The 19,941-nt window shown below is 28.2% G+C and carries 16 protein-coding genes; 7 read left to right on the forward strand and 9 right to left on the reverse strand.

The window, feature by feature from the left end:
- Nucleotides 1–8: 8 nt before the first annotated feature.
- From ACTG47_RS17150 to ACTG47_RS17165, 4 genes are all read right to left on the reverse strand, one after another.
- Entirely contained in the window at nucleotides 9–1,196 is a 1,188-nt protein-coding gene (locus tag ACTG47_RS17150; protein ID WP_479925455.1) for a YgeY family selenium metabolism-linked hydrolase, read from the reverse strand.
- 170 nt (nucleotides 1,197–1,366) lie between these two features.
- The gene (gene dpaL, locus ACTG47_RS17155) at nucleotides 1,367–2,581 is read right to left on the reverse strand and encodes a diaminopropionate ammonia-lyase (protein WP_479925456.1); all 1,215 of its coding nucleotides are present in this window, start codon (nucleotides 2,579–2,581) and stop codon (nucleotides 1,367–1,369) included.
- Between the two features lie 581 nt (nucleotides 2,582–3,162).
- Nucleotides 3,163–4,959, reverse strand: coding sequence for a sigma 54-interacting transcriptional regulator (locus ACTG47_RS17160; protein WP_169467296.1), 1,797 nt, complete (start codon nucleotides 4,957–4,959; stop codon nucleotides 3,163–3,165).
- A gap of 397 nt (nucleotides 4,960–5,356) precedes the next feature.
- Nucleotides 5,357–5,734 (reverse strand): RidA family protein, encoded by a 378-nt coding sequence (locus tag ACTG47_RS17165; protein WP_003421988.1) that lies wholly within the window; start codon nucleotides 5,732–5,734, stop codon nucleotides 5,357–5,359.
- An 852-nt stretch (nucleotides 5,735–6,586) separates the two neighbouring features.
- On the opposite strand from ACTG47_RS17165, the gene ACTG47_RS17170 reads away from it, so the two are divergent.
- Nucleotides 6,587–7,072, forward strand: a complete 486-nt coding sequence (locus ACTG47_RS17170; RefSeq protein WP_479925457.1) for a hypothetical protein — start codon at nucleotides 6,587–6,589, stop codon at nucleotides 7,070–7,072.
- A 108-nt stretch (nucleotides 7,073–7,180) separates the two neighbouring features.
- Here the strand turns inward: ACTG47_RS17170 and ACTG47_RS17175 are convergent, their stop codons facing one another.
- The 4 genes from ACTG47_RS17175 to ACTG47_RS17190 form a co-directional block, all read right to left on the reverse strand.
- Nucleotides 7,181–7,720, reverse strand: a complete 540-nt coding sequence (locus ACTG47_RS17175; protein ID WP_479925458.1) for a flavodoxin family protein — start codon at nucleotides 7,718–7,720, stop codon at nucleotides 7,181–7,183.
- 16 nt (nucleotides 7,721–7,736) lie between these two features.
- Nucleotides 7,737–8,126, reverse strand: a complete 390-nt coding sequence (locus tag ACTG47_RS17180) for a MerR family transcriptional regulator (protein ID WP_169467287.1) — start codon at nucleotides 8,124–8,126, stop codon at nucleotides 7,737–7,739.
- Between the two features lie 182 nt (nucleotides 8,127–8,308).
- Nucleotides 8,309–9,430, reverse strand: coding sequence for an aldo/keto reductase (locus ACTG47_RS17185; RefSeq protein WP_479925459.1), 1,122 nt, complete (start codon nucleotides 9,428–9,430; stop codon nucleotides 8,309–8,311).
- A 165-nt stretch (nucleotides 9,431–9,595) separates the two neighbouring features.
- Complete coding sequence (locus ACTG47_RS17190) at nucleotides 9,596–10,981, reverse strand: MATE family efflux transporter (protein WP_479925460.1); 1,386 nt, start codon at nucleotides 10,979–10,981, stop codon at nucleotides 9,596–9,598.
- Nucleotides 10,982–11,161: 180 nt separating this feature from the next.
- Between ACTG47_RS17190 and ACTG47_RS17195 the strand changes: the two genes are divergently transcribed.
- From ACTG47_RS17195 to ACTG47_RS17220, 6 genes are all read left to right on the forward strand, one after another.
- Nucleotides 11,162–11,500 carry a winged helix-turn-helix transcriptional regulator gene (locus ACTG47_RS17195; protein ID WP_479925461.1) on the forward strand — a complete coding sequence of 113 codons (339 nt, stop codon included), beginning with the start codon at nucleotides 11,162–11,164 and terminating at the stop codon, nucleotides 11,498–11,500.
- Between the two features lie 194 nt (nucleotides 11,501–11,694).
- Nucleotides 11,695–13,353 (forward strand): cell wall-binding repeat-containing protein, encoded by a 1,659-nt coding sequence (locus ACTG47_RS17200; protein WP_479925462.1) that lies wholly within the window; start codon nucleotides 11,695–11,697, stop codon nucleotides 13,351–13,353.
- 289 nt (nucleotides 13,354–13,642) lie between these two features.
- Nucleotides 13,643–14,392, forward strand: coding sequence for an ABC transporter ATP-binding protein (locus ACTG47_RS17205; RefSeq protein WP_479925463.1), 750 nt, complete (start codon nucleotides 13,643–13,645; stop codon nucleotides 14,390–14,392).
- Nucleotides 14,393–14,404: 12 nt separating this feature from the next.
- A complete protein-coding gene (locus ACTG47_RS17210; RefSeq protein ID WP_479925464.1) occupies nucleotides 14,405–16,432 on the forward strand; it encodes an ABC transporter permease in 2,028 nt (675 codons plus the stop codon).
- Between the two features lie 217 nt (nucleotides 16,433–16,649).
- On the forward strand, nucleotides 16,650–18,173 hold the full coding sequence (locus ACTG47_RS17215; RefSeq protein ID WP_479925465.1) for a sensor histidine kinase: 1,524 nt from the start codon (nucleotides 16,650–16,652) through the stop codon (nucleotides 18,171–18,173).
- Nucleotides 18,145–18,765: a response regulator transcription factor gene (locus ACTG47_RS17220; RefSeq protein WP_479925466.1), complete on the forward strand. Its 621-nt coding sequence runs from the start codon at nucleotides 18,145–18,147 to the stop codon at nucleotides 18,763–18,765. The genes ACTG47_RS17215 and ACTG47_RS17220 overlap by 29 nt, the downstream gene beginning before the upstream one ends.
- A 126-nt stretch (nucleotides 18,766–18,891) precedes the next feature.
- On the opposite strand, the gene ACTG47_RS17225 is transcribed toward ACTG47_RS17220, so the two are convergent.
- A complete protein-coding gene (locus tag ACTG47_RS17225; RefSeq protein ID WP_479925467.1) occupies nucleotides 18,892–19,794 on the reverse strand; it encodes a conserved phage C-terminal domain-containing protein in 903 nt (300 codons plus the stop codon).
- Nucleotides 19,795–19,941: the final 147 nt, after the last annotated feature.

Genomic DNA, 19,941 nt, shown 5'->3' on the forward strand with positions numbered 1-19,941 from the left:
TCTCCTAATTATTTTTTATAAACTGATTTTAATATACCATAATATCCTTCTGCACCTTTGAATAATTGGTCTAATTCTATATGCTCATCTATTGTGTGAGCAAGATTTTCTTTAGAAGGACCAAATCCTATTGTTCTTATTCCAGCCTCACCTGCATAGTGGCTTCCATTTGTACAGAATGAGTATTGAGTTATTTCTGAATCTATTCCAGCTTCTTTTAATCCTTTATATGCTGCTTGAACAAATTCATCCTCTTCATCATATAACCAACCTGGGAAGAATCTCTCACTTTCTATAGTATTTCCTGTGTAACAATCAGCTTTTTCAACTGCATAAGAAACTTTTGCATTTAATTCTGCATCTTCTTTCATCATTTCATCTAGTAATGCTTGTATTGGAGCTAATACTCCTTCTCTTGTTTCTCCAACTAATAATCTTCTATCAAAAGTTGCTTTACAGTAATCTGGCACTACTGAAGCTCCTGGATATGGAGAAGATTTTATATCTGTTAAAACTAGTATCCCATCACCTAAAACTGGATGAGTTGGAGGTACTAATTGTTGTATCTTTTGGATTACATTAGCCATTTTATAAACTGCATTTATACCTTTTTCTGGATTAGCAGAGTGAGCTGGTTTACCAAAAGTCTCTACTACTATTTCTCCTCTACCTCTTTGACCAATCTTTAAGTTTAGCTCTGAAGATTCACCTATCACAACATAATCAGGCTCAACAGCCTTACTTATTTCTCTAGCTGAAACTCCTTCAAATATTTCTTCGTGAACAACTCCTGCTACGTATAATTCACCTTCAAAATCTTTGTTAGTATCTTCTGCAAAGTATGAAACAGCAGCCATCATAGCACTTACTTGCCCCTTCATATCAGAAGTTCCTCTACCATATATTTTTCCATCTACTATTCTCGCTTCAAAAGGAGGAACACTCCATTTACTTGCATCTGGAACTGGAACTGTATCTATATGCCCATCAAATAATATTTTTTTACCTGGTTTGTTTCCTTTTATACATCCTACTATATTTCCATATCTATCTCTTGACCAGCTATCAAAACCTAGCAAAGCAAAGTTTTCTTCTATTGCTTTTACTACATTTTCTTCATGACCTGAATAACTAGCATTTCTTATTAAATCTTGGCATACTTCAGTTAATTGTTTTTTTCTTATTTCATTTAACATTTTGATATTCCCCCATATAATTTTTAATTTGTTGATGTTTCACTTTGATATTTTACTTTTTTAATTTATACTTTACTTAATTTATTGATTTTTCACTTCTTTAATATTTTATTTATTAAATTTTTATTTAGACTTTATTTTAATTTTATTTAATTCTTATTTTAAATCTTTTATTTACTTTGGCACTCACCATTCCAAACTATATCTTTATATTTATCAGGGTCAGTGTCTCCTTCTGTACTTATTAATAATACTTTAGAATTTTCATCTAATTTTAAAGCTTCTCTTAAATCTTTTAAATCTTCACTTTCAAGGATTGAAACTAATGCTCCAGTTGTAACTGCTCCAGATTCTCCAGAAATTACTTTTTCATCTCCTCTTAGAGGATTTCCTAGTATTCTCATACCTTTAGCAGAAACCCAGTCTGGTGCTGAAACGAATGCTGATGAATAATTTTTTAACACTTCAAATCCTATAGTGTTTGGCTCTCCACAAGCAAGACCAGCCATTATAGTTGGCATATCTCCTCCAACAAATCTTGGTTTTCCATCTCCTGCTTCTGCTGATTTATAGTAACAATCAGCTTCATCAGCTTCTACTACTACTGTTATTGGGCATTCATTGTATATTGAAGCAACATATCCTTGAACTGCACCAGCAAGTGAACCAACTCCTGCTTGCACAAATACGTGTGTTGGTCTATCTACTCCATATTCTTTTAATTGCTCTATCGCTTCTTTAGCCATAGTTCCATATCCTTGCATTATCCATGCTGGGATTTCTTCATATCCATCCCATGCTGTATCTTGAACCATTACTCCGTGGTCATCAGCTTCTGCATAATCATTAGCTAATCTTACTGCATCATCATAGTTTAAGTCTGTTATACTAGCGTCTGCTCCTTCTCCTTTGATTTTGTTTAATCTAAATTCAGAAGAACCTTTTGGCATTAATACAACAGATTTTTGACCTAATTTATTAGCTGTCCAAGCAACTCCTCTACCATGATTTCCATCTGTAGCTGTAAAGAAAGTTATTTCTCCTAATTTTTCTTTTATTTCTTTTGAAGTTAATTTGTCATATCCTAGTTCAGATATATCTGTATCTAATCTTTGAGCTAAATATCTACCCATAGAGTAAGAACCACCTAAAACTTTAAATGCGTTTAATCCAAATCTATAAGATTCATCTTTAACATATATTCCGCTTACTCCTAATGATTTTGCTAAGTTATCTAACTTAACTAAAGGAGTTTTTTCATATTGTGGAAAGCTCTCATGGAAAGCTTTAGCCTTTGCAATTTCTTCATCTTTTAAAAATTCAATCCCTTTTTCTTTTTCCTCAGATTTAGGTAGATTATTTAATTTCCATTTTATTTCTCTCATTTATTTTATATTCCCCTTTCAAATTTTTCGGTGTCATTTTAAGTTTTTATCTTTGTGTCTTCTAGTAAAGCAATTACTATGCCAATATTATTTATTCTAAAAATATTTTTTTTATGTTGGAATTACATACTTTTATAAAATTTCTTTAAAGTTTATAAATTTTGAATGTGAAAAATAAGATTTATAAAAGAAAAAATTCTCATATTGGGAAATTTTTATCAATACGAGAATTATCAATTCGAGAAACCGTTTCTTTGTTTTAATTTTTCCTTTATTATGCTCTTATTCTTTATGTGTCTATTATTTTGTTGGATATATTACTGTATTTTATTTTCTATAAATATCTGGTTATAACCTTCTATAATTTTATATTTTGATTTTTTGTGTTGTTACTATTTATATATATTCTATATTTACACTTAGCAATCTAGCATAGTAATTTCCTATCATTTATATTAGTAAAATATATTCATGTTAGTACAGTATACATTTGTATATCAACATTTTCATATCAACGCAATATATAGATACTAAGCATAGTATATAGATACTTATAATTTTGGCTTTCCATTATATTAATTTTATTCTTCTTCCAATTTTCTATATAACGTAGCTAGACCTATCCCTAAGTCTTTCGCTATTTTTTTCTTTGTCTTTGTATCTCTTCCATACTTATTTAACAATTTACTTATGTAAGTCAACTCTAATTCTTTAATAGAAAGTATCCTTTCTTGATTTTCTACTATTCCTTCAACTATATCATCTTCAAACGTTATACCTGTACTCTTACATACATTTCCATTAATATTATAATAGTTCAAAATATCTAATGGAAGCATATCTTTATATATTATTCCATCATCTCCAACTAAATTCATCATATACTCAACTGCATTTTCCAGTTCCCTTATATTTCCCGGCCAATTATAGTTAATCAACATATTCATAACATTTTCTTCTATTTTATTCAATTGAATACCTAATTCTAAAGAATATTTAGAAGCAAATTTCATCATTATTGCTTCTATATCATCTTTTCTTTCTCTAAGAGGTGGCAAATTTATAGGAATTACATTTAGTCTATAGTATAAATCATCCCTAAACTTACCTTCATTTACTAATTTCAGTAAATTTTTATTTGTAGCTGCAATTACTCTTATATCTAAATCAATAAGCTTATTTGACCCAATTCTCGCAAATTTTCTCTCTTGTAAGACTCTAAGTAACTTTGCTTGTAGAGGCATTGATAAATCGCCCATTTCATCAAGAAATATAACACCTTCATTTGCTAGTTCAAATTTACCTACCTTACCTCCACTACTAGCTCCACTAAATGCACCCTTTATATATCCAAACAGTTCACTTTCAAGAAGGTTTTCTGGAATAGCAGCACAATTTATAGCAATAAATGGCTTATTCCATCTACTACCTTCTGCATGTATCGCTCTAGCAATTAGCTCTTTACCTGTACCACTTTCACCAGTTATAAGAACAGTCGAATTTGATTTTGCCAATTTCTTAGTTCTCTCTTTAACTTTCACCATAGATTCTGAATTTCCAATTATAGACTCTATATCACTATTTCCCCATCCACTATTTACCTTTCCATTTCCTTTATGGTTGATATATGTCTTATCAAATATTATTATTTTGTCATATTGATTTATATATGGATATACAGGAATTATTTTGGCATTTATATTATAAATCTTGCTATCAATATCAATTTCTAGTAATTCATGTCCATTTGAGGAGGATTCAACAGATACTATATTTACTATATTTTCTATTAGATTTTTCTCAATATCTAATTTTTTTAGAGCTATATTGTTTATATAGGATATTTTGCTATTTATATCCAGTATTATAACGCCTTTTTCAACGTTTTCAATTATTTCTATCATCATATTCATTTTTCTGCTACTATTTTTTGACGCTTCGTGTTCTTCTATCTTCATGGAAATTAAATCGCATATATGATTGACAAATTTTAAATAATTATCTATTTTTGCACTTATTTCTACTTTTTTAGTTTTATCTGTACTAATAGCACCAATTACCCCTATAGTACGATTATTATATTTTATTGGGACTGCTATTATTACTTTATTTAGGCATTTCATGTAATGGGAACATTCTATACAAAGCTGATTATCACATATATCCAATACGACTAATTCCTGACCTGTCTGTATAACTTTATCATAAATAAAACCCTCAGTAACAACGCTTTCATTTATCTTTGATTTATATAGACCTGTGCCACTAATCCTTATTAATCTATCGTCAACTATTTCAATATCTACATCTAATACACTAGCTACTGTTTCAGTGTATTTTATCATTTCTTGTTGAAATTCTTTTAATTTACTTAACATAGTCTCCCCCATTATAATTTAATTTACCAAATTATCAGTTTAGCTATATTTTAACATATAGTCAATTTTTAAAATATATATAAAACATTACTTATTTATATATTTGGATTAAAATAGATAATATTAATTATAAAAAGATTGTTTTACATATTGATTACCTTAATTATAATATAGAAATAATAAAATGAATAATCATACAATAATAAAATACAAAAAAGCCTTCCTCTTGTAACAGATATATTTTTGGCACAAAATATACATTACATGAGAAAAGCTCAATAGTTAAATATTTAGATAGATTTTTATATAGACTTTTTTAATATAAACTTTTTTGTTTTAATTGTAGACTTTTTTTATTAGTTTTTAATTTTCATTAGTTTTGTTATTGGTTTTATTGTTATAATACTGCCATTGCTTCAATTTCTAAAACTGCATCTTTTGGTAATTGAGCAACTTGTACACATGATCTTGCTGGTGGATTTTCTTTAAAATATGTAGCGTACACTTCATTAATATCATTAAAATCTTTTAAATCTTTTACGAATACTGTAGTCTTAAATATTTTATCCATACTTGTACCAGCTTGTTCTAATATTGCCTTTACATTATCTAAAGAAGCTTTTGTTGCTTCTTTTGGGTCAGATACTAACTCACCAGTTTTCATATCTATTGGAAGTTGACCTGATGTAGAAACTATATTTCCAACTTGTATCGCTTGAGAATATGGTCCAATTGCTCCTGGAGCTTTCTCTGTAGCTATTACTACTTTTGACATAATTTCACCTCCTATTATTAGGTTATATTTACAGGAAAATAAAATTTCCTAAACATCAATATCAATATGAACTTTTAGATTAAATTTCAAATCTAAAACTTCAAATAATCAATACTTAGATGATTATATTTATTTGTATCCATGTTAACTTTTATTAAAGCAATTAACATGCCAAACTTTACCTATATATAAAATTTTGTGAAGTCATTCAAACTAGCCATATCCAAATATTTTTATAAGAAAATGCCCCAAAATCACTTTTTTCTAATGTCAATTTTTTTCTCATATATAGAATTTTACCAACTTGAGAATTCTTGTTTTGAGAATTTATTGATTAAGACTGGCTTCTTAATCTTAAATCATCAAGTTATTACATATGAAAGAACTATAGTTGACAATCCAACTGCCATAAATAGCAAAACCTTTACCCAAACCTTATTTACTCTAGTTATCATAGAGCCTATTGAAAATATAATAGCCAAATATAATAGTAACCAAAAAATTATCAATACCTATCACCATTGCTGAGAACTCACAAATCACTCTTTTAATAATCTTTCTTCACAACATTACCCCTCTCATAATAAATTCATAATCTATGATTAAATTATTATGTTGATTATCTCCCAGCAACTTTCTCCTTTCCTACTTTTTAAATCTTTTATAGAATTGTATCATGTCTAAGTGAATTTTCATACTATTAAGTCTTTTTTCTAAATAAAGCATTAGCTCTCATTCTATGCCCAATAATGTAAGATTATAGTTATTTTATTGATTTCAATAAATTTATTTAATATACTGATATTAATTATTTTTATATGAAATTATTATTTATTAGGGGGATTTTTTAATATGGGTAAAAGTGAATTAACAGCAGAAACAACAGAGGAAATGTTAAATGTATTAAGTGGTAAAGATTATAATATTGCTTGTGATTTACATGAACTTGGCAAATCATTAGATTGCAAAATTGAGCCAAAGACAGGAGCTCGTTCTTACAAAATAGTATATTCAACTAAAAAACCAAAACGTAGCTTATTTACTATTGAATGTAATGAAAAAAAATGGAGGGTTAAAGCAAATCTTTTTCATCTAAACTCATATAGAAATTCTGTAGAAGAATGCTCTAAAACTATTAAGGAAAGTATCACTAAAACTCGTACTTGTAAAAAATGTAATTCAAAGTGTATTGGTGGCTCTTCATTTGAATTAGATGGGAAATCTTACTTAACTTGTATAGGAAGTGGTCATTATTTTGCAAATATGGAAGAAGTTGATTGGAAAAGCCTAGAAGAATTAATTACTAAAGAAAATAATATAATGCAAGAATCTGTATAAATTTTTATAGTGATTATTAAAATATATGGGTGACACTAGGTATTTAAATAAACATTGTAAATAAAGGACAGATTAAAATTAATCTGTCCTTTATTTTATACAAACATACTATACCAACTTGCCCATTTCATATGCCTCTTTCATTGACTCACTGCCCTTAATCTCTCCTACATGCCAAACTCCTACACCATATACTATACCTTTTTCTTTAGACCCATTTAAACATGATGTGAACCCTCTAAAACCTTCTATTGTTCTTTCCATATCATCCACATTTTTATCTGCTGCTGCAACAATAAAATAGAAATCTTTATCACAAATTTCAGTATATCTGGAACAAGTTCTATCAATCATAGTTTTCATTTGTCCATTCATAGTATAAAAATAAACTGGAGTTGCTAAAACAATCACATCTGCTTTAATCATTTTTTCAAGAATTTCTCCCATATCATCCTTCTGTGGGCAACTTGCTCCTTTTTCATAACAGGCACCACATCCAGTACAATAGTTAACATCCTTATCTTTTAAAAATATCTTCTCTACTTTATTTTTTGATTCTAATGCCCCTTGCATAAATTGGTCACACAATAAATCAGAATTTCCACCTTTTCTAGGGCTTGCGGACACTATTAATACATTTTTACTCATAATATGCTTCCTCCACTTATTTATTTATGCTGTTTTCTAATGTCTTTTCTTTTTCAACAAAACCTTCTTCATATCTATCAATCTTAAAATTTAATCGTTCCAAAGTTTTTTGCATTTCTTCCATTCTTTTTGCCAACTGATTTCTTTGTTCTATTAAGAGTTCTTTTCTCGCTTGAATAGTACTATTTCCCTGTTGAAACATAGCCACATATTCAATCAATGTCTCAATAGAAAGACCTGCACCTCTCATACATTTTATAAAATTAACCCACTCGCAATCTTTTTCTGTAAAAGCCCTAATTCCACTTTTATTTCTACCTACAGGTGGTATCAGACCAATTCGTTCATAATATCGTAAAGTATCTGCTGAAAGTCCGTATTTTTTGCTAACTTCTGAAATTGTCATACATATATACCTCTCTCTTGATATTGTATAGATTAAAATATCATTAAATAATTTAAATAATATTCTATCGAAATTGCTTATTCTATTTATCTATAGTCAGCAATTTATCAAAATTATTTACCCTATTTATCTACATGTAATTGTTTTCAAAATTATTTATCCTGTTTATTTATAGCTATTAATTATTTTTCAAAAATTTCTGCCACATTCTTTAAGGCATCTATAATTTTAATATGTTGTGGGCAACTTTCCTCACATTGTTTACATCCAATACAATCTGATGCTTTACCATAAGTCTTAGTGTAGTTATTGTAGTAAACCATCTGTGTTGAAAATCCAGCGTTAAGAGCTTGTTTTTCTGAATTATACAATGCAAAGTAGTTTGGAATAGCAATATTTTTTGGGCATCCTTCTACACAATATTGACAGGCAGTACATGGAACTGCTATTGATTCATTAATAATTTCTACAGCTTCATCTATAACATCATATTCATCTTTTGTGAATGGTTTGAAGTCTTGCATATACCCTGTATTATCTAATAATTGTTCCATATTTGACATTCCACTTAAGACCATTATTACATTGTCTTTACTTGCTGCAAAACGGATTGCCCAAGATGGTATTGACATATCTGAATTATAATCATGGAATAACTTCTCTGCTTTTTCTGGTATTTTGGCAAGTGTGCCACCTTTTACTGGCTCCATAACAATCACAGGTTTATTATGTTTCTCTGCTATCTCATAACATTTTCTAGACTGTATACTTTCATTGTCCCAGTCTATATAGTTAATCTGTAATTGTACAAAATCTACCTCTGGATGCTCAGTCAAGACTTCATCTAATAATTCTGCACTGTCATGAAAAGAAAAACCAATATTCTTTATCTTACCTTCCTTTTTCTTTTCTTCAATAAACTTAAAACTATCAAATTTTTTAGCTATTTCATAATGCGATACACCTATATTGTGTAAAAGATAATAATCAAAATAATCTACGCCACACTTTTCTAACTGCTCATTAAAAATAGTTTCTTGTTCTTCTTTTTTCTTTAAAACCATTAATGGTAGTTTTGTAGCTACAGTAAAACTATCTCTTTTATGTCTCTTTACTAAAGATTCTCTTAGTGCTATCTCGCTTTTTCCCATATGGTATACATATGCTGTATCAAAATATGTAAATCCTCTCTCCAAGAAAGTATCAACCATTTTATTTAAATATTCCATATCAATAGTTGTAACATCATTTTCATCCTTTATTGGTAAACGCATTAATCCAAAACCTAATTTTTTTGCCTCCATCGTCTTACTTCCCCCTTTAAAACTTATTTGTTTTATTTCTCTTTTAACTTCTCTTTTGAATATATATAAATCTTGTATAATTATACTTTACTACTTGGAGTTAACTTCAAGTCAATAGATTTTTTTATTTTTAAGATAAATATTATAAAAATATAGTTTTCGATATTAATCTACTGCATGTTCTTTCCATTTCCCACTTCTCCAACGCCACAAGAAACATAGGCTTCGGAAAACCCAGTCCATAAGCATTGCTATAAATACACTCAAAACACCAATTCCCACAACATAGGCTAATAGATAGCTACAACCAATACGAAAAATAATCATAGAAAAAATAGAAATAATCATGGGATACTTCACATCACCAGCAGCCCTAAATGAGTTTGGCAATACAAAGGAGAGAGGCCAAATAGTTATCCAGCCAATAATGTGAATAATCATAATCTCAAAAGCCAAATAAAACGTAATATTAGATAGATTGTAAAGATTGAGAATAGGATTTAATAGAAGTAAAATTCCTAAATTTAGTATAATCATATAAATCCAAGATAATTTAAGCATATACTTTGTATATAAAGTGGCATGTTTAAACTCCTTAGCACCTACACATTGAGCCACTACAGTAGTAATTGCTAGACCTAATGCTTGACCTGGAATAGTCGCTACATTAAGGAGACTTCCTGTCACTGCATTTGCTGTAATTGCACTTGTTCCAAATACGGCAATCAAGCTTGTAAGAATTATTCTTCCTATTTGAAAAACACTATTTTCTAGACTTGCAGGAATGCTAATTTTTAAGATACTTTTGATTGTATCTAAGTTAATATCCCAAAACGAATACGAACGAATAGAAATTTTTAATTTAGGATTACGTAACATAAACAGGGTTGTTGTAGCTCCAACTATTCGTGCAGTTAAAGTACCTAGTGCTGCACCTAATACCCCTAATTGCAAACCATATATTAATAAAGCATTTATCCCTATATTGATTATATTCATAATAAGAGAATTAATCATAGCAATTTTAGTATCTCCCATAGCTCTAAATAAAGCTACTGACGAACTATAAATAGCTATAAAAGGAAAAGAAACTGCTGTTATATAGAAATAAGTTCTAGCGTTTCTCATGACATCATACTCTATAGCTCCAAAAAATAACGACAAAAGTCTGTGATTAAAAATCAAACAGATTGTCATAAATAACATAGATATCCCTAAACTGACAATCAACAACTGCTTTCCAGCAAGATTGCTCTTTTCTGAGTTTTTGCTACCTAGATATTGACCTGCTACTATAGCACCACCAGTAGCAAGAGCTGTTAACAGGTAAATAAGCAAAGTATTGATTGTATCTACAAGAGAAACACCAGAAACTGCACTTTCTCCCACTGAAGATACCATCAATGTATCAAACATACCTATTGATAACATCAATGTCTGCTCAATTATCAATGGAATGATTATTTTTCTTAAACTTTTTTTAGAAAACATTCCCTTTTTAAAAATATCTGTTTTCTGTAAATCTTTATTTATTTTTTCTATTTCTGGCATAACGCAACTCTCCTCTATCAATAAAATTCTTTCAGGGCTAATAATAGCATTGCATATTGAAATGGAAAAGTACTGTCTTTTTATGTTTATAGTATCAAATGTGCTACTAAGTATCTCAAAATAAAGTGTGTTGAATTTAAAAATACTCTGCTTTATACTTAAATTCAAGGAGAGGTTTTTATGAAAAATAATTCATCAAAAGTTGAACGATGTGAAACGATAGTCAAGATACAAAAAATATTAGGTGGCAAATGGAAAATTGAAATTCTCTACTATATATCTTTAAAAACAAGACGATTTGGAGAACTACAACGACAGATTGGAAATATTACTCAATCTACATTAACAAAACAACTTAGAGAACTAGAAGCAGATGGTTTTATTTCTAGACATATTTATGAAGAAATCCCACCTAAGGTAGAATATTCTCTAACAGATTTAGGAATAAGTTTTGTTCCTGTTTTAGAAAATATGAAACAATGGGGAAAAGCTTATTTGTCAAATGATAAAAATGAATAGTGTATACCCCTTTTAAAAAACATTTTCCTGTTTATATTTATGCTACAATATTAAATATAAATAGGAAAATTTTATGTTTAAATAATCTTATCTGTTGATTTTATAATATTAGATTCAGTATCAACTTGATTTTAAGATTATATTTTACTAAATAATGCTAAATAATAAAATTTTAAAGATTGTGAGGTAAAAATATGAATAGGAAAAATTTAGCTATATTGGTATCGGGTATGATGTTTTTTTCTAGTTCTTCAGTAATTTTTGCAAATAACACTACAAAGCAAGAGCGACTAATAGGTAAAACAAGATATGAAACAGCCGTAGAAGTAAGTAAATTAGGATGGGTTCAATCAAAAACAGCTATTCTTGTTAATGGTAACTCTATTCAAAGTGCTCTTTGCGCAAATCCATTTGCTATACTAAAGAATGCACCTATTCTTTTAGTAAATAGTAATAGCATTGAGAGTTCGACTAAAGCTGAACTTAAAAGGCTTGGAGTAGACAATGTATACATAGTAGATAGCGGAAATAGTATTTCTGCTAAAGTAGAAAATGAAATAAAATCACTTAACATAAAGATAAATAAAGTAGCAGGAAATAATATATATGAAATGTCTACAAATGTACTTAAAGAAATAGATAAGATAAAAAAAGTAGAAAATGTTGCTATTGTAAATGGATTAAAGGGATTATCTGATGCAGTCAGTATAGCTTCTCCTGCAGCAGTACACAATATGCCTATAATACTAGTATCAGACGAAAATAGCAATGATAACAGTATAAATTTCTTAAATAATAGGTCTATAAAAAAATCTTATATAGTTGGAGGAAATAAGGTCTTATCAGACAACATAGTAAAAAAATATCCAAACAAAGAAAGAATCAGTGGCTCAGATAGAAACAATACTAATGCAAAAATTATCGAACGATTTTATAAAGACAAAAAGATAAATAATATATTTGTAGCCAAAGATGGTATTAATCAAGAAAATGCACTGGTAGATTCACTATCAATAGGAGTACTAGCTGCTAAAGAAAATTCACCTATAATGATATCTAATGGTAACCTTGTAGATAGTCAAAAAGAATTCATAAAAAACAAAGACATCGATGAAATAACACAAGTAGGAGGAGGATATAACCAAAAAGCATTTGAAGATATTTTAAAACTAAAAAACGTCAACATAAGAAATAAAACTAAAAAACTATCTTTAATACAGGCTAAAGAAATATTAAAACAAGCTCTTCCAGGAAACAATGTTTTGGTTTGTTACTATGATGAAGATGATAATAAGTATGATTGCAAAGTTCTAAAAGATAATGTTGTATATGAGGTAGAGATTGATGCATACTTTGGTAAAATAATAGAAATTGAAAAAGATGATGACTTAAATGATAACAATCTAGGTACAAAAAATATATCATTAGATAAAGCTAAATCTATAGCACTAGATGCTATTCCTAATGGTAATTTAATCTATTGCAAATACGATGCTGAAGATAATGAATATGAAGCTAAAATAGTAAAGGATAATAAAACATATGAATTAGATATAAATGCATTTGATGGAAGAATTGTAGATATTGATATGGACAATGATTCTGATGATGACTTTGATGACAATGATAATAATCATAATAACTCTAATACTAATGACAATAATTCCATTATTGGTGCTGAAAAGGCTAAATCAATAATGCTGGATAAAGTACCTGGTGGAAAAATAGTAAAATTTGAATATGATGAAGATGACAAAGAATACGAAGGTGAAATAATAAAAGGAAATACTGAATATGAGATAACAATCAATGCAATTACTGGTAAGATATTAGAATTTGAAATAGATAATTAATAAAATTCATACTTTTATTAATTATTATAAAGCTATAAATACTGGATTTTTCTGTATTTATGGCTTTTTTATTTTTTGTTTTTTAAATATTGTGTCTCTCACATACAATTTAACTTAAAGCTAATAAAATGTATTCGATATTATATATCTTGATAATAATCTACTATTTCAATACTTTGATAATAATTCCTTTATTGCTTTACACAAAATTGTTGCGTGATTTACTCATGAATTAACAATAAAGTTAATATATAATTTGACTGTAACGAGATGAAGGGAGGTATATACAATGAATACCATATTAAAAGTAAATAGCATAACTAAAATTTATACTAAAGGTCAAAAACCGAGTTTAGATAAGGTGTCCTTTAATGTATCAGAAGGAGAATTTATAGGGATAATGGGGGCCTCTGGTTCTGGAAAAACCACTCTTCTTAATGTATTATCTACAATTGATAAACCAACGAGTGGAGATATTTTCATAAACAATGTGAACTTGAAGTCACTTAATGATGCCAGTTCTGCTGATTTTCGTAGAGATAATTTAGGTTTTATCTTTCAAGAATATTTTTTACTAGATAGTCTCACAATTTTTGAAAATATTTCAGTACCTCTTACACTTCAAAAACTACCTCCAGATAAAATAGAAAACATGGTAAGAAGTCTATCCGAACGATTTGGTATAACTGCTCAATTAAATAAATATCCAAATGAATTATCTGGAGGTCAAAGACAGAGAGCTTCAGCAGTTAGAGCAATAGTTAAACAACCTAGCATTCTGTTTGCAGACGAGCCAACAGGCGCTTTAGATTCCAACTCAGCTACCGAACTACTCTACTCACTACAAGAAGCAAATGAGGAATTGAAAACTACAATTTTAATGGTAACGCATGATGCCTATGCAGCTAGTTTTGCAAATAGAATTTTGATTTTTAAAGATGGCTATATCATTAAAGAGATAAACAAGGAGCAAAACAACAGGCATACATTTTATGAATTGATTATTAAAGAAATTACAAAATTGGATACTAAAAGATAGGAGGATAATTTAGTGAACATTTTTTACATGGCAATAAAAAACCTTAAAAAAAACTTTTCAGTCTATTCTCTATATATGCTTTCAGTCTCTTTTGTTATCACTGTATTTTTTGCATTTACTTCATTTTCTGTTAATAAAGTAATGTTAGAAAAGATTTCAACTGATGGCAGAGTTGAGTCTATGTGTAATGTTATATCTATATTTTTAATGGCATTTGTTATCTTCTATATGGCATACTCAAATCGATTCTTCTTGAGACGTCGTACAAAAGAACTAGGCATATATGCTTTACTTGGCTATCGCAAGTTTACAATCTTATCGCTACTTACTTTTGAGAATATATTAATTTGTAGTGGAGCTCTTATTATTGGATTGATATTGGGGGCATTGGCTCATAAGGGTATTGTGTTTGGAATTAATGCACTTCTCAATTTATCAATTGACAATTCACAAATCCAATTTTTTAATATGGGTGCAATATCTAAAACAATACTCTTTATAGTATTAGTTATTTTAGTATTAGCTATATCAAATGGTAAATTCCTTTATAAGACTTCACTTATAAAATTAGTGAGATATGAAAAGAGTGCAGAAAAAAAGTTGAAGTTCAGAAAACTTCCAGCTTTTATAGGTTTTATCATGATTTTAGGTGGCTATTGTTTAGCATTAGATATTCTTCATGGAGTTAAGTCAGTATGGATACGTATAGGATTTTACCAAATAGGCTTGATAACTATGATTATTATCGTAGTTGGTACAGTTCTCTTTATCAGTTCCTTTCTTCCATACATTATGCAATATAGCAAAAAAAATAAACGAGCTTTCTATACAGATATAAAGATAATAACTACTCCAAACTTTATCTATCGCATTCGCTCAAATTCTAAAACTCTAATTATGCTTACACTGCTCTGTGCTGCTACTTTAACAGTTTCAAGTGTTATGGCACTCTCTTTATACTATCCAATTGCATCAATTTCACGTATTGCACCTTCAGAGATAGAATTTAGAGTAGAAAAAAATGAGCAAATTGAAGATGTAAAACAAATTGTAAGTCAATATACATCTAATACAGATGATGTTATTTTTACACAGACAGATATTTATAAAGTGAAATCTTCAGCAAAAAACCTTCCACTTGAATATGCAATTGGTGAATCTAAGAATAATTTATCTAAAAATAGTTCCTCTAAAAAAGTTATTCCAAGAGAAGCGGGGTTTGAATGTATATCTTTTTCTGATTACTATACTTTATTAAAGGCACAAAATCGAATAAAACTACTAAAACAACTTCCCTCTTTAAGAGATAATGAATGTATTTTGATGAAATATCAACCAAATAATGATGGAAGTAGTGAAAATGGAACGATTTATCCACTACTCATCAATGATAAAGAAATACCTATAACTGTGAGAGAAACATCTTTAAACAATGCCATTTCCTTTGGTAATAGTGTTGGAACGCTTGTTGTTAGTGATAGTATATATAGGGAAATAGCTCAAAATAAGTTACCAACAACGAGTATTGTGAGTATCAATGGTAAATCAATTAAAAACAACGAAAGATTATATAGTAAGCTCTCAGGTTATTTAAATAAAAGTCCTTATTTGCAAGGGCATTCCCACAGGATTAATGACTTACTATCAATTAATAGCTCTACATTTCTTTTAATAGGATTTCTTGTTGTTTTATTCTTTATTGCTGTTGGAAGTATTTTATACTTTAACAATATATCAGCAATTTCAGATTCAAAGTCTGATTATGTTATTTTACAAAAAATGGGCTACACTAATGTTCAAATAAAAAAAATTATTAAGAAGCAGGTGTTGCCATTTTTTAATATTCCGTTTTTACTTGGGATATCAGACTGTGTATTTGCTACTTTGGTCTATAAAACCGCTTTGATGCAAAATTTACTTGGAAACTCATTTTCACAATACATACCTGTAATTATTGCGATTTTCTCAACTGCCATAGTATATTTAATATATTATATACTCACTACTAAATCTTGTTGTAAAATCGTATTAAAAAAATAACATCTTCCAAATCGTCATACTTAAATGTGTGACGATTTAGGACACTTTATTTATTTATAAATATTTGATATAATACAAAACTATAAATTCATAGGTTTAATGTAACCATAAACTTGATATAATACAATACTATAAATCTATAAGGAGGTGTATAAGATTGCCAAACTTTAATTTAAAAATATTATTTTTAGGAAATTATATCCTGTCACTCCTCTTTATGGTAACTTCCGCAAATATTGAAACTTCTATGAGTATACAAAACATCATTCCCTTAATAATTGCAACATTATTACTTATAGATATTACATATATAACGTCTTGTAATGTCAGAGAAAATCATACTATCTCATTGTTTTGTGGATTGTTAGTGCTAGATAGTTGGTATTTACTTCTATCCTCTGTAGTAACACCAGTAAGCACTATTATTTTTGAAATGTTAAGCCCAATTATATTGTATATCTCTATCAAGTTTATACTTTTATTTTTGTTTCAAGGTAGTGGATATAAGTTTCGCAAAATAATAGACATTTTATTACTTATCACCTGCTTTGGTACAATTATGGGAATATTTATTTCTAAAAGAATATATGCTGGTATATATGGGCTACAGTTTGTAGTAAGTGTAACAGGCTTTTTATATATTGTTTTTTACCATTGGAAAAGGGTTAATTTTGTTATAAGAAGTGAAAAAAAACCTATATTTATTTCTATATTTATAACACTAATAGGATTTATTATTTATTACTTTTTCACAATAAAAATATCAAATCATATTAGTAATTTTGGCATCTATCTAACTGTATTGATATTTTCTATGAGTATTCATGGGATTGTACTTAGAGAAAATGATAGTTTTCCTCTTTCAACAATCTTTAGCCTAAAACAAGGGACTATTCTTCTTTTTATAAGTATCACATTAATTAATATGATAGTGATATTTAGTGGTGGCAATTTATCTATAATATTAATAGCTATAAATACCTTATTTATGTTAATTTTTATTTGTAATATTCTTTTGGAATTTAATCTAAGACATGAAAAAAATCAAATAACTAAAGATAGCAAGTACACTCTCGCATTAGAAAAATTAAAACAAGAGGAACAACTAAAAGCAGAGTTTTCTAATTTTTTACATGATGATATATTGCAGGACTTGCTTTCAATAAAAAACATGACAAGTAAGTCGTATCGCCCAGATGTACAAGATATTATATATGAAACACTTAACAACTTAAACACACTAATAAGAAATCAAATGCAAGACTATCATCCTGTAATATTAAAAAATTTGACAGTAAAAGAAAATTATCAGAATTTAATTGAAAGTGTCTCCTTATCTTTTCCACAAAGAAACATCTTAGTTTCATTTACATGTTCTGATACTTTATTCTTAGTTGAGCCATATGATATATTGATATACCGTTTAATTAAAGAATTGTTGACAAATGTATATAAACACTCAAATGGTAACCACGCATGGATAACTTTATCACTTAAAAAATACATAATAAAATTAGATATTAGTGATAATGGTATGACAAATACATCCTTTAAAACTCATTTAGATACATCTAAAATTCCTTTAGATGCAACAAATCATAAAGGAATTGTATCAATTAAAGAACAAGTAGAAAATCTAGGAGGAACAATAAACATATCTGATAACATACCTCATGGTGCTTGTGTGCAAATTACAATACCTATGAAAGGAGATGGTTCTTATAAATATTTTATTAGTTGACGACCATATACTTTTTGCTAAGAGCTTGTCCATTGCATTAGAAGAATATGATGAAATTGAAAAATTTTATTCTACACAAGACGTTCATAATTTATCAGAAATGATTATAGATAAAAGAATAGACATTGTCTTAATGGACATAAATCTTAGAGATTTAAGTGAATGTAGTGGATTAGAGGTAGCTTATAATCTACTAGAAACTAACCCTACTATTAAAATAATAATGTTAACTGGATATGACCTACCAGTTTATAAATATGAAGCTAAAAAAATAGGTATCTGTGGATTCCTTAATAAAAATATTAGCCCTGATAGTTTAATTGATTCTCTATTAAATGTCTATCAAGGTAGAACTTGCTTTCCATCTGAAAATGATGAAATAATTATTGAAGATTTGACAATTATGGAGAAAAAAATATTACAACTTATATGTAGTGGTAAAAAAAGAAAAATGATTGCTGATGAATTATACATAAGTGAAAGGACATTATCAAATCATTTACAACACATATATGACAAACTAAATGTTTCTTCATCAGTTGAGGCCATTACAAAAGCAATTCAAATGGGTTATATTTCTCCAGTATGTTAAAAAAATAGTGTGTATTTCTCACTAAAAAAATACACACTATTTTTTAATATACTGTTTATTCTTACATATACTCATATTTTAATCAACTAAAAACAAACTAACCTCTTAATAAATATCTCTATACAGTTACTCATACATATCCTCACAGCTATCCCCATAATTACAAGGTCTTAAAGAACTTTCTTCACTTAAATACGACTTAAAGTCACTGCTAAACAAAATTGCTGGTTCTATATACATCTCCATAGATGTATATCTCCATTTTCTTACCTTTGCCTCTATAACCTTATAGAAATCTTCTAAACTATACCCTTCTTTTAATCTTTCATCTATAATCTCCTTAGTTATACCTAAATCAACTTTAAAATTTTTTCCTGATTCATTATTTAGTTTTCTTATAATAACTTCATGAATACTTTCTAAAGCTTTGTAAGTTGATTCTTCAAGTGTATTTTTATTTAAATTCTTTTTATTTAAATTGTTTTTTAATAGCTCTTTTTTCTTTGTCTCATTTTCTGTTTCACATCCTGTATCAATTACACACTCATAGTCTTCGTCTATACTCTCTTCATCTATACATCCATATGTGTTGGCATTATTGGTTTTGAACAACTTATCTCTATGTTTATATTTCATAGTTTTTTGAGTATTGTTAATAGTTCCATTAATATATTTCTCTATATTTTTGAAAATATCACTATTTCTCGTTACAACCTCTGTATTACTATCTTCAGAACAAACATAACTATATACAGAACAACAATTCCCCTTTACGCCTCTACTTATTAGTCTCAATATGCCTAAATCTATAAACTCATTTACAAGTCTGCTTATTGTAGATATGGATACATCAAGGTCGGATGCAGCTTTTCTTACTGTCATCATAAATTGCCCTCTTGGCAAAGTCTTTTTTAATCTTTGTATATTTTCCTTTCTCATTACATAATGATTAAATCTTATTCTATTTACATCACTTCGTTCATTAAAATATAATACTGCTGAATTTAATTGATAAAAACTGTTACTCATATTCTCACTCTCCCAATTTAAATAAATAATCATTTATAAAAGTATTTAGATTTGTAAATAATCTATTAGATGATTATTTTTATTTTAAAGCTTTAAGTATAATAAGTTAATGGTGTAGATTTAACTTTTTTATTTAAACAATAAATT

The sequence above is a fragment of the Clostridioides sp. LIBA-6622 genome, assembly GCF_056716095.1.

Coding starts and splice junctions, on each gene's coding strand:
- ACTG47_RS17170 (WP_479925457.1), top strand. CDS start 6,587: ATGGGTAAAAGTGAATTAACAGCAGAAACAACAGAGGAAATGTTAAAT.
- ACTG47_RS17180 (WP_169467287.1), bottom strand. CDS start 8,126: ATGACAATTTCAGAAGTTAGCAAAAAATACGGACTTTCAGCAGATACT.
- ACTG47_RS17200 (WP_479925462.1), top strand. CDS start 11,695: ATGAATAGGAAAAATTTAGCTATATTGGTATCGGGTATGATGTTTTTT.
- ACTG47_RS17220 (WP_479925466.1), top strand. CDS start 18,145: ATGGTTCTTATAAATATTTTATTAGTTGACGACCATATACTTTTTGCT.
- ACTG47_RS17150 (WP_479925455.1), bottom strand. CDS start 1,196: ATGTTAAATGAAATAAGAAAAAAACAATTAACTGAAGTATGCCAAGAT.
- ACTG47_RS17225 (WP_479925467.1), bottom strand. CDS start 19,794: ATGAGTAACAGTTTTTATCAATTAAATTCAGCAGTATTATATTTTAAT.
- ACTG47_RS17175 (WP_479925458.1), bottom strand. CDS start 7,720: ATGAGTAAAAATGTATTAATAGTGTCCGCAAGCCCTAGAAAAGGTGGA.
- ACTG47_RS17160 (WP_169467296.1), bottom strand. CDS start 4,959: ATGTTAAGTAAATTAAAAGAATTTCAACAAGAAATGATAAAATACACT.
- ACTG47_RS17195 (WP_479925461.1), top strand. CDS start 11,162: ATGAAAAATAATTCATCAAAAGTTGAACGATGTGAAACGATAGTCAAG.
- ACTG47_RS17165 (WP_003421988.1), bottom strand. CDS start 5,734: ATGTCAAAAGTAGTAATAGCTACAGAGAAAGCTCCAGGAGCAATTGGA.
- ACTG47_RS17205 (WP_479925463.1), top strand. CDS start 13,643: ATGAATACCATATTAAAAGTAAATAGCATAACTAAAATTTATACTAAA.
- ACTG47_RS17215 (WP_479925465.1), top strand. CDS start 16,650: ATGGTAACTTCCGCAAATATTGAAACTTCTATGAGTATACAAAACATC.
- dpaL (WP_479925456.1), bottom strand. CDS start 2,581: ATGAGAGAAATAAAATGGAAATTAAATAATCTACCTAAATCTGAGGAA.
- ACTG47_RS17185 (WP_479925459.1), bottom strand. CDS start 9,430: ATGGAGGCAAAAAAATTAGGTTTTGGATTAATGCGTTTACCAATAAAG.
- ACTG47_RS17190 (WP_479925460.1), bottom strand. CDS start 10,981: ATGCCAGAAATAGAAAAAATAAATAAAGATTTACAGAAAACAGATATT.